At 44.1% G+C, this 16,952-nt stretch carries 12 protein-coding genes; all 12 read right to left on the bottom strand.

All coding sequences use genetic code 11. The features are described 5' to 3' along the window. Window positions 1–68: 68 nt before the first annotated feature. Complete coding sequence (locus GSQ66_RS17500; protein ID WP_162428638.1) at window positions 69–1,565, bottom strand: SusD/RagB family nutrient-binding outer membrane lipoprotein; 1,497 nt, start codon at window positions 1,563–1,565, stop codon at window positions 69–71. A gap of 18 nt (window positions 1,566–1,583) precedes the next feature. Continuing rightward, complete coding sequence (locus GSQ66_RS17495; RefSeq protein WP_162428637.1) at window positions 1,584–4,721, bottom strand: SusC/RagA family TonB-linked outer membrane protein; 3,138 nt, start codon at window positions 4,719–4,721, stop codon at window positions 1,584–1,586. A 1,369-nt stretch (window positions 4,722–6,090) separates the two neighbouring features. Beyond that, window positions 6,091–6,816 carry a hypothetical protein gene (locus GSQ66_RS17490; RefSeq protein WP_162428636.1) on the bottom strand — a complete coding sequence of 242 codons (726 nt, stop codon included), beginning with the start codon at window positions 6,814–6,816 and terminating at the stop codon, window positions 6,091–6,093. 69 nt (window positions 6,817–6,885) lie between these two features. Next, entirely contained in the window at window positions 6,886–7,389 is a 504-nt protein-coding gene (locus GSQ66_RS17485; protein ID WP_162428635.1) for a lipid-binding protein, read from the bottom strand. A gap of 235 nt (window positions 7,390–7,624) precedes the next feature. Continuing rightward, window positions 7,625–8,155: an immunoglobulin-like domain-containing protein gene (locus GSQ66_RS17480; RefSeq protein WP_162428634.1), complete on the bottom strand. Its 531-nt coding sequence runs from the start codon at window positions 8,153–8,155 to the stop codon at window positions 7,625–7,627. A 26-nt stretch (window positions 8,156–8,181) separates the two neighbouring features. Next, window positions 8,182–8,421 carry a SusD/RagB family nutrient-binding outer membrane lipoprotein gene (locus tag GSQ66_RS19100; RefSeq protein ID WP_162428633.1) on the bottom strand — a complete coding sequence of 80 codons (240 nt, stop codon included), beginning with the start codon at window positions 8,419–8,421 and terminating at the stop codon, window positions 8,182–8,184. Beyond that, complete coding sequence (locus GSQ66_RS17470) at window positions 8,406–9,614, bottom strand: SusD/RagB family nutrient-binding outer membrane lipoprotein (protein ID WP_162428632.1); 1,209 nt, start codon at window positions 9,612–9,614, stop codon at window positions 8,406–8,408. Before GSQ66_RS17470 ends, GSQ66_RS19100 begins: the two co-directional genes overlap by 16 nt. 21 nt (window positions 9,615–9,635) lie before the next feature. Then, window positions 9,636–12,836 (bottom strand): SusC/RagA family TonB-linked outer membrane protein, encoded by a 3,201-nt coding sequence (locus GSQ66_RS17465; RefSeq protein WP_162428631.1) that lies wholly within the window; start codon window positions 12,834–12,836, stop codon window positions 9,636–9,638. A gap of 564 nt (window positions 12,837–13,400) precedes the next feature. Then, window positions 13,401–14,478, bottom strand: a protein-coding gene (prfB, locus tag GSQ66_RS17460; RefSeq protein WP_162428630.1) for a peptide chain release factor 2 whose coding sequence is annotated in 2 segments (ribosomal slippage) — window positions 13,401–14,426 and window positions 14,428–14,478 — 1,077 coding nt in all. Because the reading frame shifts where the segments join, the coding sequence is not laid out codon by codon here. A gap of 102 nt (window positions 14,479–14,580) precedes the next feature. Next, window positions 14,581–15,654: a branched-chain amino acid aminotransferase gene (locus GSQ66_RS17455; protein ID WP_162428629.1), complete on the bottom strand. Its 1,074-nt coding sequence runs from the start codon at window positions 15,652–15,654 to the stop codon at window positions 14,581–14,583. Window positions 15,655–15,670: 16 nt separating this feature from the next. Then, window positions 15,671–16,222, bottom strand: coding sequence for a cob(I)yrinic acid a,c-diamide adenosyltransferase (locus GSQ66_RS17450; RefSeq protein WP_162428628.1), 552 nt, complete (start codon window positions 16,220–16,222; stop codon window positions 15,671–15,673). After that, window positions 16,206–16,949, bottom strand: coding sequence for an ABC transporter ATP-binding protein (locus tag GSQ66_RS17445; RefSeq protein WP_162428627.1), 744 nt, complete (start codon window positions 16,947–16,949; stop codon window positions 16,206–16,208). The genes GSQ66_RS17450 and GSQ66_RS17445 overlap by 17 nt, the downstream gene beginning before the upstream one ends. Window positions 16,950–16,952 lie beyond the last annotated feature (3 nt).

The raw sequence follows: 16,952 nt of genomic DNA, 5'->3' as shown, positions 1-16,952 counted from the left end.
AGGCGCATAAAAAAGCCCGCTACAAGTGCAACGGGCTTTTAAAACAAACTTATCTAAAATACATAATTCTAATTCTCATCCCAGAATATTCTAACATTCATACCTGGCTTCTGCTTTACATTCGGGTTAGTGTTTGTTTCTGCTTCTGGGTAGTAAAGGCTTCTTGGTATATAGTCGATTACAGCAATGTTGGTTGGTACCGGAGTAATGGCAGGGTAACCTGTTCTTCTCCAGTCTGTCCATGGCTCCAAGGCAACGCCGTAGTTAGCGATATACTTTTGAGTGATGATCTGGCTCAGCATTTCTTCAGGTGTGCCAGTCAGCGTGCCCTGAAGCAATAGATAAGCAGCCTTATCAGTAGCAGATACTCCTGCTGCAGTCATTGATGCCTCTATACCCGCTTTGTAGAATGGCTCAGCTGCAGCTGCACCGCCACCAAAACGCAACGCATGTTCAGCTCTGATGAAGTTATACTCAGCAAAAGTTAGCATACGGATAGGAGCAGATCCTGAGTAAGCATCATTGTTTTTTGTGTTGGCAACTATAGCACCAGCAGCATTTGGTGTTAAAACATCTCTCAGACTACCACGAAGGTAGGTATGCAGCCTGGAGTAATTGATTGATTCCGGATCACCGGCAGCAGCACCTACATACTGACCTGAACCAAAAGGGAAGTCAGTGAAATAAGCTGGTCTGCGCGGATCTAACTTAGCGTTCATCAGATCAACCAGGTACTTATTCGGGAAAGTATAGTTTAAACGTGCAACCTCAAACTGATGGATCGGGTTCTGTGCAGATGTTGCAGTTCCAAAGCTCATCTGGAAGTTATCTGCATTAGAAGCCATGAATGGTGCCCCGCTGGCAATAAGGGCATCCATTTGAGACTTTGCAAATGTCGGATCGATTTCGCTGTAATGCAGCAGCATGCGCAGTTTCAGGGTGTTTGCAAATTTCTCCCATTTCTGGCGGTCTCCGGCATAAATGGTCTCGTTGCTTCCCGGCGAAATAGCCGATGTAGGAGATTTTACTTCTGCTATACCTTCATTAATTATATTGAAAAGCTCATCATAGATCAGCTCATCATCCGTAAGTTTCGGAGCAATATTAGCGGTACCCTGTAAAGCTTCCGTAAATGGCACATCACCCCATATATCAACCACCTGAGAGTACGTGTACCCTTTCAGTATTTTAGCAACTCCGGAGTAATGCGGGCTGTTTGCGCTGTTTTTAATGATATAATCGATATCAGGTAGAGCAGTTGCATAAAAAGAGTTGTACATGTTATTCAGGTCAGATGGCTGAATAAGGTACCGCTGATACTCTCTTGTCTGGATCGTGGTTCCCGCCTGACCTGAAAACTGCTGCATGATCAGGGACGTGAAACGGTGCAGGTCGCTACCATTTCTGAAACCTGTATTCACAGTTACGTTGGTAAGCACCTGAGCGATCGGAGCTGCAGTAGGGCTGTTAGGGTTCGTGTTAACATCCAGGAACTCGTCGCAGGAGGTGAACGACAGCATTAAGGTTGCTGCCAGGCCTGCTGTTATATATTTAAATTTCTTCATCTCTTTAAATTTTTAATATTAAAGCGTTACTCTTAAAAATGCACCGTAAGATCTTGTCTGCGGCAGGCCGTTAAATTCAAAACCTTGTGCATTGCTTACACCCAGGGTGTTGTTCTCAGGGTCCAGGTGAGGGAAGTTTGGAGCCCACATCATCAGGTTTCTACCGTTCATACCTATCTCTAATCTTCCGAAAGGAGATTTTTCAGTCAGGCTCTTAGGCAGTGTATAACTGATAGAAGCTTCTCTTAAACGCACCCAGGTAGCATCGTATACATAACTCTCGCCTGCAGTATGCAGCGTAGTATAGTATTGCTCAGCAGATACACGTTTTGTATTAGCAGTACCGTTTGCGGTAACACCTTCGAACAGGTAAGGGGTTGTTATAGTACCGTCCGGGTTAAAGCGTGGGAATTCTGCTGTTTCTGCTACAGAGCCACTTCTGATAAGGTCACCAAGGTTTCTCGAGTAAACATCTCCACCTTTTCTCACATCAATTAAGAAGTTCAGGTTTAAGCCTTTATAGTTAAGGTTGTTCATCACACCGCCCGTCCAGTCAGGGTTTGTATCACCGATCTTGGCAGAGTTGGCAGCTACTTTAGGCAAACCAGTTTCTGCACTGATGATCATCTCGCCTTTATCGTTACGCTCGAATACAGAACCGTACATTACGCCGTAAGGCTGACCTTTTTCTAGACGAATGTTAGGCGTAGTAAAACCTGCAAGAATAATGTTTGGTACATTATCAGCTAATGATATTACTTCTGACTTGTTCTGGTTAAAGTTAAAGCTGATGTTCCAGTTGAAGTCTGTAGACATGACCGGGTTTACGTTCAACAGGAATTCAATACCTCTGTTACGTAGAGCACCTGCGTTTTTAGTCTGGCTTGTATACCCTGACGAGCTTGCAATAGGAACCGAGAAGATCAGGTCTTCAGAGTTTGTCTCGTATAGGTTTGCTTCAAAGCCGAATCTGTTCTTGAAGAACTTCATCTCCATACCAACTTCCTGCGAGGTTGTAAACTCTGGTCTCAGGTTCTCATCACCAGCTACGTTGCTCAGGGTTCTGCCACCAAGTCCGCTATATGGAAAGGTAATTGCAGGTCCAAAACCATCCGAAGCACCAGCCAGCACAAAGTAAGTGTTGGTTGCATAGGTAGGGGCCTCTTTACCCACTTTAGCATAATTGGCTGTTACCTTTGCAAACTCAATTACATTGTTCTTTAATGACGGGAAGGCCTCTGTCGGGATAAAGCTAACTGCAACTGATGGATAGAAGTAAGAATTTTCGCTTTCACCGAAAGTAGAAGAGAAATCATTTCTGCCTGTCAGGTTTAACGTTACAAACTCTTTATAGCCTACAGTTACATCAGCAAAAACACCTACCAGTCTTCTTAAGCTGCTGTTTGCGCTTGACGTAATGTTAGAAGCGTTAGAGATATTCTTCAGGTCTCTGATACCTAATGTCTTACCAACTACAGTTACGTCTTTGCTCGAGCTCTGAACGATCTCGTTACCCACGTTAAAGCTCAGGTCAATATCGCTGGATATTTTATGGTTACCCGATAAGATAAAGTTTGAGTTGATGTTGCGGCTTAAGAAGCTCTGGTCGTAAATACCACCCGTACCAGCAGCACTTGTGTTGGCAGCACCTTTGGCACCGATCTGGTCATACCCTTTTGCTACGAAATTATAAGTATCAACACCAAGTTTATAGTTGGCGCTTAACCACGGAAGTATATCATAACCGAAGTTAACGTTACCAATGATGCGGTTTACTTCATCTTCATAAGTGTTGTTGGCAATAGTCCAGTAAGGGTTATCTACTGCATCGAAATATACCTGATTGCCTGCTGCATCCTCGTAAGGTATACCGGAAAGGTTAATATTGCGCGGTATAAACCAGCCTCTGAAGAATGGGTTAGATAACTGGTTACCAACCTGCGTACGCTCAGAGTTACTGTTGATGTACTGTACGTTAATACCTGAAGTAAGCTTTGGCGTGATGGTAGTAGAACCATTGAACGTGATGTTATTTCTATCAAGCTCGTTATTATCCAGTATACCTCTTTCAGCGGTATTACCATAGGATAAACGGTAGGCTGAGTTCTCGCCGGCGCCACTGAAACTGATAGTGTTCTGGCGGTTGCTGCCCTTTTTAAAGATATCTTTGATGTTATCCGGGTAAGCTTGCAGTTTCTCGTCCTCCCCTAAGAAGTTTTTAACTGTTTGACCTTCGATACGCGGGCCCCATGATACGTTACTGGATGGTTTAAACTCAGATTTCATAAAGTTCGGGTTTGGGCTACCATCTGCTAACGTAGGACGATAGTCGCCTGCACCCTGTGCATATTCGTTCTGCCAGTCCGGGAATCTGTTCACTTCAACGATGTTGTAAGATGAGTTGAACTCAACACGATTTTTCTGGCCAGCTTTACCTTTTTTAGTAGTAATGATGATTGCTCCGGAAGCTGCGCGTGAGCCGTAAAGCGCAGCAGCAGCAGGTCCTTTCAGAATGTTGATAGATTCGATATCATCCTGGTTAAGGTCAATGGCACGGTTAGAGTTGGAAACACCGGTCTGCAGTGCATTACCGCCGCCACCGTTATCGATCGGAACGCCATCTACTACAAACAGAGGCTGGTTGCTACCTGTAAAAGTAGTGTTACCACGAATAAATACCCCCGATGAAGAACCAACCATACCACTGGCGCTGGAAACCCTTACACCTGCAACTTTACCAGATAAAGCGTTTACCACGTTGGTCGGACGGCCTACGGTTAACTCTTCGGCGTTTACAGTACCTACAGAATAACCAAGGTCCTTTTTATCTCTCTGGATACCTAGTGCTGTTACTACCACTTCATTAAGTATAGTAGCATCTGGTGCTAAGGTAACATTCACTGAAGTGGCGTTACCTACAGCACGTTCTACTGTAGTGTAGCCTAAAAATCTGAAAACTAAAGTAGTTGCATTATCAGGTACACTGATTGTGTACTTCCCGTCCGCACCTGTAGCAGTACCAATAGATGTACCTTTAACAATAACTGCCACACCTGGCAGTCCGAGTGAGTTAGTCTGGTCAGTAACTGTCCCAGATACAGTCCTGCTTTGCGCAACTGCCTGGTTTAGCAGTGTGAGCGTCAAAACAAAACTCATGAGTAATAGTTTTCTCATTTAGCTGTTTGAATTAAGGTGAATATTAAGGTAAAAGGTTAAAAGAAAGAGCTTAAAAAATTCACTTAAGTATAGGCAATACAATTCCTGAGTGCTTTTTAGGGCACTAAAAAAAGTGTAAGTTGTAAGCAACATGATGCATTACATCACACTGCCAGCGCTAAACAATAAGCTATATGAAGAGCATGATGCTTGCTTTACAACAGCCAATGCATCATTAGAAAAATGGATGGAATCTGGAGCGTTACATTCTATAACACTACTGCTCATCTGGCGATAATGCTCCAAATTTTTATCAATGATATTGACGTTTTAATTGATAAGCAATAGTTTGACAGATATTTTTTTTCGACGAACGCCAAAATTTTATCTACCAAACCGATGTTATAACATACTAACAGTCAATTCGTATCAGATTTACGCTGTAATGCACTTTTGAGTATGTTGCCATTTGTTCAGCTATAAACTATAGTTGAAGTACATTTTGGATAAATATATTGAGAAGGAAAATAAGGCTACCAGAATGCTGGCTCTTCTGTAGTACTTTGAGATAGAACACGGCAGTCGTCAGGAAAAACATATTCCGTAACCCTTACCCCCAGTTCTTCTCGCCTGATAAAAAGTGCTCGTTTTGAAACAGCCGATGCCCCAAAAAAGCCGAGTGCTCTTTCGTTGGGATTGTTCAGTTTTGTGATATCAACGCTGGTAGTGTTAAGTGAGCAGATAAGTCCTCGGCAGGAAACTGTTAACCTGTTCTAAAAGCACTAAGTACGAGTTACGGACTTACAATATAGTATACCAAGAGATTCCAGGTCCCTCCCGTCCCTTTTCTTTTTCAGAAGAGTAGAGAGCAGCAGATCATAAGATGATAACATGGGAATAATGTGCACTGCATTTTCCGAAATCAGGCATTATATAATCCTCTATAATACAATAAGAACCAGGCCTAATATAGGGGCCGGCATATACTATATGTAAAGTTGGCAGAAAACATTATGCACTTTTTTATGCCGTAACTACCGACCATATTCAAAGTGTGAGGCTTGCCATAACTGGCCGGATAGCAGTTGCACCGGTTTATAGTTTCCCGGGTAGGTCCGTTTATAGAAATTTAAGTATAGTTTACCCGTTAAGCGCCTTTGCCTTTATTTATTCTGTCCTATAGTCCTACTGCGCAGCCAACAACATCCTGCAATATAAAACTTCTAAGAGAGCCCCTGTCCCCGTAAAAACTATGAATTAATATAGAAGCAGAAAACACTACTTAGTTCAACAGGCTTATCATGCAAAAAAGCTTTCTTCTTTCAAAAGGCAAACATCATAAAACCTGTATTCGAATTACAAACTTAGACTATAACGAACTATAGAATTCCAGAATGGCAATGGCATCTTCTTTCTTATTCAGCTTCAGCTTTTTAGCTTTGGCATACGCCTTTACCCGATCAGCTTTATCCCCGAAAACAGGATAACTATCTTTTTCCAGTTCTGTAAGGTCGTTCCCTTTTGCCAGGAATAGCTTTTCTTTTTTTACCAGTTTGTCAGTTTTGCTGCCCACATCAAACTGCGGCGAATAATCTGATCGCTTTAGGTGTAGCTCTGTGCGCATAAGCAGGTTTATATCCGGGGAAGTTGCAAGTACTTTATAGAAAGCGGTATGCAGCCCGGCCGCTACATCATTGTCGCTGCCACTTACATACAACGCCTTTTGTGCAGGTTCCTGTAGCTCAAATTGCCTGATATACTTACCCAACAGCGTTTTAACACCATCAGCCGTATTAATTTCCATCACATCGTTTTTAATGTCGTATTTTAAAGACGCATCCTGCAACACATGCCCCGATGAAGTGTAAAGTGTTCCGGTAATCCAGTTATCGTATAGGTAAACTGTACCTTCGGCATTTGCTTTTCTACTGGTTAAATCTCTTATGTTATCGTAGTTCACAATGGCAAACTGCTGATTATGGAAATACTCTCCGGGTGGCAAAGCTAACCGTTCTCCACGCTGTGCAGAAGCTGTGCCTATAGTGCAAACTATACTTAGCAATATAAAGCCGGGTAAAAGTTTTATAGTTCTCATAGGTTAAACTGTAGTTATTAAGTATAAAAAAAGGGGCAAAACGCCCCCTCTTTTAGAAAGACTTTTCTGTTAAAATTCATCTTCCAGGAAACCGGTTCTTCGATGTCCGGAGACAATGTAGGTTAACCCATCCGGATCGTCACCGAAAGCAACTTCAAAATAAATGCTGTCTGTCTTTACTCCTGTTCTGGATTCTCCACCCCCAATAATGATCTTACCATTATTAATAATCACTCCATTAGAGTCATAGTATAAATTATCACCGTTTGGCGCTGAGAAAGTTCTTTCAGCTTTATTCGCATTCACTATAGTTTTAAACTCCCAGAAATTTTCAAGGTCGTCTACTATCATTGAGTCGGTCGTATTGGCAGATGTATTATAAGTCAGTAGAAGCGAATGTCCGCCACCAAAATCAACAGGTCCATCAGATCCTACTGTATCTGCCATATATGTTACATACCATTCGCCAGCCATATCACCAATGGCTGTCATTTCTATTTCCGGATCATCCCTTTCGCAGGAACTTAAGAAACCAAAAGTCAGGAGTAGCGCGATTGTATATATCTTTTTCATATCTTCTTTTTTAAAACGCTTTTAATAGTTCTTAGAAAGTATCATCTTACTAGGTTCTTTTATTTGATTTTGGTCCATACCTTCACAAGATCAATTAATGGATCTGGGTTAGCAAATGTTGGTCTCGACACTCTCAGATCAAGAGTACCGGTTTGTGGATTACGGGTACCATAACCAAAGACTCTAACTAAACTTTCCTGCTGTGGTATTTGGATGTTTATTCCATCAGATGTAATTACATAAGCCGGAATAACAACCGTACTACCCCCCCCCAAACGTTAGAAGAAAAGAAAACACCATCTGCTAACTTGGTTATAGTTGCATTTGGTGAAGGTGCGGTGCTGCTATAAGTTCCTGTTAAGTCAACGTTCGGATCAGCTGGTTGATCAAGTACTACAACTACTCTTTGGGTAGTACCTGTAAAACCATCTTCATTTACTGCAGAGTAAGTAATAATGTACAGTCCTGGTACATTCGTATCCAGAGAATTTGTGTAAGTAACATCCTCCGGCTGGGTTTGTCCGGGTACAATAAAAGGACTTCCGACAATCGAGGTAGTAACATCAAGTTCTACTTCATTTGCTGAAGCTGTTACACCTGGGTCCACAAACTCTTCACCCTGTACAAGTGTCATCACTTCTTCCCCACCTATCACAAAATCCGGGTAAAATGTTATTCTGGATATATCTTCTGTATCTTTTTCGCAACTCATTAACGATCCGGTTAAGAGCAGTGCGATCACAAATAATATCTTATTCTTTTTCATGATTTCTAAGATTTAGATCATAATAATTAATCAACATCCCACCAGATTGGCGTTGTAATAGCTACAGGTGTCTGAGGTGCGTTCGGATTACGTTGCGACACGATGTTCGGCAACGGAAGCCGTTTTGCAAATACACCACCTGTTACGCCCTCTACCGGGTAATCTAAGAAATCAGGATATCCTGTTCTAAGCTGTTCGAAATAAGCTTCCAATCCCTGATAAGTACCTGCCAGAGCTACCCATTTTTGTGTTATAACAGCCTCCAACTGTTCTTCGAATCCCCCCCCGGGAACGGGTATAACCCTCCCCTTTCTACACCTAATTGTTCAAAGGAAGCGTCGACTCCGGCATTATAAAGTGCTGCGGCATCGCCGGTACCCCAGCCTCTAAGTGCAGCCTCTGCCTGCAGAAAGTAACTTTCAGCTTTTGATATAAAATAAACAGGGGCATCAGGCTCTATTAATGCTCTGGAAACTGATAAGGGGTCCAGTTGCGCAGTAGTGGCATTAAACGTACCTTGTTGCTGGCCTTTGTAGCCTCCATTTGTAGCTTCCCGGTAAAGTTGTTGTAGCCTTGGATCTGTGTTCTGGTCCAGGAACTCAAAAAGGGTAAGGCTGGCTTTTAGGTTCTGGTTCGTGTTGAGCGCAGTACTTTGATCCATTTCATATAATGGGTTCCTTCTGCTAGTAACATCCTCAAAAATATCCAGGTTTGCAGGCTCATCTAAAAACTCTGCTCCGGCAGCATACATTTCCTCAATACCGGCCTGTGCTACATCAGGGCGTGCTTCTGACTGGCGAATGAATATTTTAAGTTTAAGCGTATTTGCAAAACGCACCCATTGTTCCATATCACCACCAAAAACAACATCATTGCCTGCTAAGCCTGAGCTGGCGCTCCCTTCAGGAATGTCCTGCGCCAGTGCAAAGTTTATTCTGGCTATTAGGGTATCATATACTTCGGGTCCGGGCCTAAAAACCGGATTAACGTTACCCTGATTACCTTGCAGGGCTTCATCAATTGAAATATCTCCATACAAATCTGTAAGTACCTGGTAAGTATAAGACTGCATAACGGTAGCCATAAGGTAGGCATCCCACTGACCTGCTGTGCGCGACCTGTCCCTTATTACCTGATAGTCGTTTAATGCTCCTGAGTACAACTCTGTATACCTGCCGGCAAACGTTGTATTGGTAGAGATAATGTTGTAAGAATCTATATCCTTGTACTGGTTAGAAGCATTGTTCTGTGTATAATACTGTGACCATAACCCGCCAAGTATAGCATATTGCCCGCCAACTGTACCAGCCGTTGAAATTACCGCAGCCGGAAATAACAGTTCTACTGGTGCATTGATAGGGTTGTTCGGATCAGTGTTCACATCCAGAAAATCATCGCAGGAGGTCGTAGCGAACAGCATTGCCATGATAGCTCCGATATATTTGATTGCTCTTTTCATGTTCTTCAATTTTAACTGTTCTTAGAAACCAAATTTGAGGCTCAAGCCGAAGCTTCGTGTAGTAGGACCGCCGGCAAACTCGCCAAACTCACTGAGCAGGTCATTACCAAATGTGGTAGACTCTGGGTCAATGATATTATTGTTATCCGGAGTCCAGACGAACACGTTTCTGGCCACGAAACTGATATTGGCATTGCTGAATGGTGTGCGCTCAATAAATGTAGTTGGCAGATTGTAACCTAAGGTAAGCTCACGCATTTTCAGGAAATCCCTTTCGCGCAGGTGCTCCCGTTCTATTGGCGGGTTACTGCTTGGGTTCCAGTAATCCACCACGTGATCGGCTTCTATTGGTGTAGTGTTAGGCACAGTTACCAGGTCCCCTTCTCCATTCACATCTGGTATTCCATCTTCATCAGCATCTACTGTTACCACCGAGTTAGGTACAATAAATGGCAGTCGGTCGTTATACAAGGTGTTGGTAGAGTTACCCACAAACTGCGTTAGGCGCTGGGTATAAGAATAGAACAAGCCTCCTTTTCTATAGTCGAAACCGAAAGACAGAGAGAAGTCTTTATAGTTAAAGGTATTATACAAGCCCATCGTAAAATCAGGCTGTGCAGTACCAAACTTAACTTCTTCGCCAGCCAAAGGATAACCAGTTGCAGGGTTAACAATAATACGGCCCTGTGAGTCCCGCTGATAATCTATTCCTCTGAACACACCCAGTGGCTCTCCTTTTTCAGCAACAAACCTGATACCGAAAACACTAGTCAGCAATACTTCGTCAAGTCCTTCTTTCAGTTCAGTAACTTCGTTATCATTTTTTGTGAAATTATAGCGCACATCCCAGCTAAAATCACCTGCTTGTATCGGCGAACCAGACAACAGCAATTCCACCCCTCTGTTTCGTACTTCACCAAAGTTCTGTATCTGTGTGGTAAAACCTGAAGTTGGGTCTACCGGAACTGCCAGAATCTGATCAGTAGTCTTTCTGTTGTAGAATGCAAGGTCAACGTTCAATCTGTTTTCAAAAAAGCCAAGGTTTGTACCTACTTCCATTTCGGTAGTGATCTCTGGTTGTAATTGTCTGTTACCTATCTGGTTTGATAACTCGAAAGCGTTGATACCTCCAATTGGGAAGTTGATAGTACCAAAGCCAAGTCCTGTACCACCGGGTACAAACACCGGGTCAATACTATAGACTGGTGCATCATTACCAGCTTGTCCCCATGATGCTCTGATCTTACCATAGGATAGTGCAGATGGCAGGTCATTGAACATATCAGAGAATACCCAGGCTACGTTGGCTGCCGGATAGAAGAAAGAGTTATCATCTTTTGGGAGTGTAGATGACCAGTCGTTTCGCGCACTTAAGGTCAGGAACAGATAGTCCATGTAAGAGAATTCTGTCTGGCCATATACCCCAACTAACCTGCGTTGTTGTGTTAAGGTAGTTGCAGTTACCGGGTCTGTAGTATTTGACAAGTCAAAAAAGTCTGGTATACTTAAGTTGGTGATAGAAGCTGTATTATTCTTACTATACCGCTCATTCACGTTAAAACCAGCCAGTGCATTTAAATGTATATTCTCTGTCAGGTCATTGTTTGTTGAGGCAATAATATCTGAATTCAACTCCCTAGCTAATGTGTTTATTTCAGCCACAAAACCCTCTGACGGGCTGGCAGTTGCATTCGGGCTGCCTGGGGTATAATCATAAGGCCTGATCCAGTCTTTTAGTACACCTGCTGCAACATCACCACCACCTCTTGCCGATAATGTTAACCAGCTGTTCAACTTATAGTCTAATGTAATGTTACCGAAGAAGCGGTTTTCTTCCAGATCGTTGCCATTCATTTTAAGTGGCCAGTACGGATTCTGCGCATAAAGCGTAAAGTAGTTATCATTGGTATTGAACGGGTTGTTCAGGTCCTCAAAGTCAACTATACTGATATCGCGCGGAATCTGGATAATCTCCTGGAAAAGTGTGGTGCCTCCCCCACCCTGGCCTGTAGTTACTACTGAGGCATCTTTACGAACATAGTTAAGGCTGGAAGATGCAGATAGTTTTTCTCCTTTGGTAGAACCTCTTAAGGCAACAGTATTACGGTCATAGTGGTCGGCATTTGTCGGGATGATACCATCTTCTGTAGCGTTGCTATAAGAGAGATAATAAGTAGACTGCTCTGAACCGCCGCTCACCGATACTGTATTCAGGTAAGCCTGGCCTGTTTCAAAGAAATCTTTCAAGTTATCTTCCTGGGCTACAAATGGCTTTAACTGTTGTGAGTTATTTACCACGTTACCCCATACACGCTCTCTGCCATCTAATTTAGGGCCCCAGCTACCGTTTTCTTCAAAGGCAAAAGTGGCACTCCAGCCTTGTCCGAACCTGTTCTGCAACTGTGGCAAAAACAGTGGTCTGGATAAGGTGGCCGAACTGGTAACTTCTATTTTTGGTTTTTCGCCAGCCTGGCCTCGCTTAGTAGTGATGAGTATCGCTCCGTTTGCTGCCCGTGACCCATAAAGCGAGGTAGCTGCAGCTCCTTTAAGTATAGTTATAGAAGCGATATCGTCGGGGTTAATATCATTGGCCCGGTTACCAAAGTCCTGGGTACGGTTTACGCCACCAGCAGAATAGTTACCCGAACCATTCGTGATTGGCGTACCATCCACCACATAAAGCGGGTTGTTATCGCCACCTATAGAACTATAACCCCGAAGTATAACCTTGGTTGAAGCGCCAGGCTGACCAGAAGCAGTGGTAATGTTTACACCTGCCACTTTACCTTGCAACGAGTTCATAGGGCTGGTTGCTCTGGCCTTTGTTATTTCTTCGCTTTGCACTGTACTGGCCGAGTAGCCCAAAGAGCGTTCTTCACGCTCAACACCAAGAGCGGTTACAACCACTTCCTGCAGTTGCTGTGTATTAACGCCAAGGGCCACATCTATAGTTGATGCATTGCCAATTTCTCTTGTAACGGTTTCGTATCCGATGTATCGGAACTGGAGAGCGGTGCCACCCGCGGGAACGCTTATAGTATAAGCACCTTCAACGTTAGTAGATGTACCAACTGTTGTGCCTTGTACTATTACAGCTACTCCCGGAAGGGGCTGGCCGGTTGACTGGTCAGTAACTGTACCAGTAACCGTCCTGCCTTGTGCAAACGCCTCTTGAGATAGGGTGAGCAACATGACAAGACTCAGTAGTAATAGTTTTTTCATTTGCCTTCATAGTAATTTTAGTAACGGAGTGAAAAGCAGTCAACACAGGTTAAACCACTCCGGCTCAGCACATTGCTGAGGAAGCGTTTATCAGAGAAGCTCATGTGCTAACAGGTACAGAAAAAGAGGCTACAGACAGCTACATTTATATTGTAGCGCTATAGGTTCGGCACCGAAAGTAGAGGGAAGGCACTATGTTTTAAAAATATTATACGAGCATAATCTAATTTTATCTTGATTATAGTTCATATTTTAGATTAAAACAGACAAACTGCCAATTTGCAGCGGTTTATGCTATAGTTTTATAGTCTAAAAAGCCAGATTTGTTAACCTGTTATCCCTTAACTGGCATTCCTAAAGTGATTTTAAGCCGGTAATATTTCCTGCAAAGTATAGCGAACCATATCAATGTTTAGCTGTAATTCACCTATTGTTATATCTGAATATAATCAGGCTCAGTTGTGGTGCTTTATGCTATAGTTGCGGACTAAGTAAATTCAAAAATAAAACCGGCACACTTACCTTAGTAAATATGCCGGCTTCTGAACTATAGTTTAAGATGCGTTAGTTTTGCATCAGGTATGCTTTAATATATTCGTCGAGGTCGCCATCCAGCACATTTTGCACATCGGTGCGCTCAACGCCGGTTCTTACATCTTTTATAAGCTTGTATGGGTGCAAAACATAGTTCCGGATCTGCGAGCCAAAGTCTATCTTCTTTTTGGTGCTTTCGATGCGGTCGCGTTCTTCGTTGCGCTTTTCCACTTCAATCTGATATAACCTGGAGCGGAGCATGCGCAGGGCGTGTTCCTTGTTCATGAGCTGCGAGCGTTCTATCTGGCACTCAATAACAATACCTGTTGGTTTGTGCTTTAAGCGAACAGCCGTCTCTACTTTGTTTACGTTCTGGCCACCGGCACCACCCGAGCGGAACGTATCCCACTCAATGTCGCCCATGTTCACCTCTATATTTATCGTATCATCTACCACCGGGTAAGCATACACCGACGCAAACGAGGTATGGCGGCGACCACCCGAATCGAAAGGTGAAATACGTACCAGGCGGTGCACCCCTATCTCAGATTTCAGGTAACCATAGGCAAAGTCACCGGTAATTTCCAGGGTTGCAGATTTTATGCCCGCGCCGTCGCCGGCCTGGTAGTTAAGCTGCTTCACGCTGAAGTTGTGCGATTCTGCCCACATAATGTACATGCGCATGAGCATCTCGGCCCAGTCCTGGCTTTCGGTGCCGCCTGCTCCCGGGTTAATCTCAACTATAGCACTAAGCTGGTCTTCTTCGGAACTGAGCATACGTTTAAACTCCAGTCCTTCTATCGCTTCAGTTGTTGCTTTGGCTTCCTGGTTTATCTCTTCTTCGGTAACGTCGCCTTCCTTATAAAAATCGAACAGCGTTTCGAAGTCGTTGTATTTCTTTTCTACTTCTTCGTAATGTTCCGTCCAGACCTTAACAGCTTTCACTTCTTTCAGCACTTTTTCCGCTTCTTTAGGGTTATCCCAAAAGTCGGGTGCTGTAGTCTGCTCCTCTATAGTTGCTACTTCTTTCTTCTTGTTATCGTAGTCAAAGGTACCTCCTCAAGGCTTCTACGCGCGCCTTTAAATCTTTTACCTGCTCTGCGGTCATCGTTTTATAGTTTATACTTGGCTATACTTTATTTAAAACAAGAAGATGCTGAAGCATATACCTTAGTGGTTATACTCCAGCATCTATCGTTCGTTCAAGCTTTTACAGGCTGATCTTTTGTACCCAGTTATAAGGGTCCGGTGCCTGGCCGGTTTTTATCTTATCCAGTTCTGCGGCTACTTTATTCGAAATCTCACGGCCTTCTATAGCTGGCAGTTCAAGGTCTTCGCCGTTATAGTTTATAGTTGCGATCTGGGCTATAGTTGCGGCTGTGCCGGTCCCAAATGCTTCCTGCAGTTTACCTGCCTTATGCGCTTCCACAATCTCCTCTACAGAAACACGACGCTCTTCCACTTTGTAGCCCATGTCTCTGGCAAGCGTCAGTACGCTGTCGCGGGTAATGCCTGACAGTATAGTTGAGCTTACCGCCGGAGTCACCAGCATACCGTCTATCACAAACATCACGTTCATAGTGCCGGATTCCTCGATATACTTGTGCTCTTTGTGGTCGGTCCAGATAAGTTGCTGGTAACCTTTCTCCTGCATTTGTTTGGCCGGGTACATGGCAGCGCCATAGTTACCGGCTGCTTTTGCAAAACCTGCTCCACCCTCGGCAGAGCGTACGTATTTTGTTTCGATGGCAACACGCAATGGAGCGCTGTAGTATGACGCAACCGGGCACGAGAAAATGGAGAACCTATAGTTTGATGATGGTCTTACACCAATAAAATCGTCGGTAGCAAAAATGAACGGGCGAATGTACAAAGCACTGCCTGCCGTTGGCGGAACCCAGGCGGCATCCAGACGCAATAATTGCTCCAGGCCCTGCATAAAAATATCTTCCGGCAACTCAGGCATACACATGCGCGCACCCGAAATATTCAAACGCTTATAGTTGTCGTACGGTCTGAAAAGCAGGATATCGCCATTTACACCGCGGTAGGCCTTCATACCTTCAAAAATAGCCTGTCCGTAATGTATGGCCGATGTAGCAGGGCTCAGTGACATGTTACCGTAAGGCACGATCTCCGGGTTTTGCCAGGCGCCATTTTTAAAATCAGCAACTAACATGTGGTCCGAAAAGATCTTACCGAATTCGATGTTATTAAAATCCAGTTCCGAAATACGGGACGTGGCTACAGGTTGCGTAGCTATAGTTAAGGTATCAGTAGACATAGTGTACTTAATAAATTTAGACTCTAGGTTTCCAGGTTATTTCTTCGGCCTGCAGTTCATGGGTCATACGCCGACAAAGAGCAAACAGATAATCCGAAAGTCTGTTTAAATAAATAACAACTAATTCATCAACCGGAGATTCTTCCTGCAACCGGATAGCCAGGCGCTCGGCGCGTCGGCACACGCAACGCGCTATATGGCAGAACGAAACAGACTGATGACCGCCCGGCAACACAAAAGCACGCAGAGGCGGCACATCTTCGCTCATCGCATCAATTTCGCTTTCAAGCAAGGTTATATCTTGGGTGTGCAGGTCCGGGGTTACCATTTTCACGTTCTTGTCCGGGTCGGTAGCTAACATAGAGCCAATGGTAAACAGCCTGTCCTGTATCTCTTTCAAGATGGCAGCCCTTGATCTGTTTACTTCCTGGTCGCGGACAAGCCCGATATAGGAGTTCAGTTCATCAACGGTACCGTAAGCTTCGATACGCAGATGTGATTTTGCCACACGGGTTCCCCCGATAAGCGCTGTTGTACCTTTATCGCCTGTTTTAGTGTATATCTTCATTAATGTTGTGCGCTTCGCGCAGTTTTGCTGCAACAGCAATATCTTCGTTTATTGTATCCGACTCTATCAAACCATCACGCAAACGCACGATGCGGTGCGCATATCGGGCAATGTCTTCTTCGTGGGTTACCATAATAATGGTGTTGCCTTTGCTGTGCAGGTTCTCGAACAGTTCCATGATCTCGTAAGATGTTTTGGTATCGAGGTTACCGGTCGGCTCATCGGCCAGGATAATACTTGGGTCGTTTATCAGAGCACGGGCTATCGCCACACGCTGCCGCTGCCCACCCGACAATTCGTTTGGTTTGTGCTTGCCACGGTTGCCAAGCCCTACGCTTTCCAACGCTTTCTGGGCCCGTTCTTCGCGCTGCGATTTGTTGTAACCGGCATAGATCAGCGGCAACGCTACGTTCTCCAGAGAGCTCTGGCGCGGCAACAGGTTAAAGGTCTGGAACACGAAACCGATCTCTTTGTTACGCACTTCAGCCAGTTCGTTGTCCGTCATGTTGCTCACATCGTTCCCGTTCAGAATGTAGGTGCCACCCGTCGGCGTATCAAGGCAGCCGATAATGTTCATGAGCGTAGATTTACCGGAACCAGATGGCCCCATAAAAGCTACATATTCTCCTCTTTCTATAGTTATAGATACATCCTGAAGGGCATTGATGACTTCGCTGCCCATGCGGTATATTTTAGAAATATGATGTGTCTCAATGATGGTGCTCATACA

It is taken from the genome of Pontibacter pudoricolor, from assembly GCF_010092985.1.
GTDB classification, from domain to species: domain Bacteria; phylum Bacteroidota; class Bacteroidia; order Cytophagales; family Hymenobacteraceae; genus Pontibacter; species Pontibacter pudoricolor.
The sequence above is the reverse complement of the archived record's forward strand: the minus strand, read 5'-3'. Positions and strand labels throughout refer to the sequence as shown.

Excerpts from the sequence above, each read along its gene's own strand:
- GSQ66_RS17465 (WP_162428631.1), bottom strand. The coding sequence starts at position 12,836 with ATGAAAAAACTATTACTACTGAGTCTTGTCATGTTGCTCACCCTATCT.
- GSQ66_RS17470 (WP_162428632.1), bottom strand. The coding sequence starts at position 9,614 with ATGAAAAGAGCAATCAAATATATCGGAGCTATCATGGCAATGCTGTTC.
- GSQ66_RS17480 (WP_162428634.1), bottom strand. The coding sequence starts at position 8,155 with ATGAAAAAGAATAAGATATTATTTGTGATCGCACTGCTCTTAACCGGA.
- GSQ66_RS17500 (WP_162428638.1), bottom strand. The coding sequence starts at position 1,565 with ATGAAGAAATTTAAATATATAACAGCAGGCCTGGCAGCAACCTTAATG.
- GSQ66_RS17490 (WP_162428636.1), bottom strand. The coding sequence starts at position 6,816 with ATGAGAACTATAAAACTTTTACCCGGCTTTATATTGCTAAGTATAGTT.
- GSQ66_RS17495 (WP_162428637.1), bottom strand. The coding sequence starts at position 4,721 with ATGAGTTTTGTTTTGACGCTCACACTGCTAAACCAGGCAGTTGCGCAA.
- GSQ66_RS17445 (WP_162428627.1), bottom strand. The coding sequence starts at position 16,949 with ATGAGCACCATCATTGAGACACATCATATTTCTAAAATATACCGCATG.
- GSQ66_RS17485 (WP_162428635.1), bottom strand. The coding sequence starts at position 7,389 with ATGAAAAAGATATATACAATCGCGCTACTCCTGACTTTTGGTTTCTTA.
- GSQ66_RS17450 (WP_162428628.1), bottom strand. The coding sequence starts at position 16,222 with ATGAAGATATACACTAAAACAGGCGATAAAGGTACAACAGCGCTTATC.
- GSQ66_RS17455 (WP_162428629.1), bottom strand. The coding sequence starts at position 15,654 with ATGTCTACTGATACCTTAACTATAGCTACGCAACCTGTAGCCACGTCC.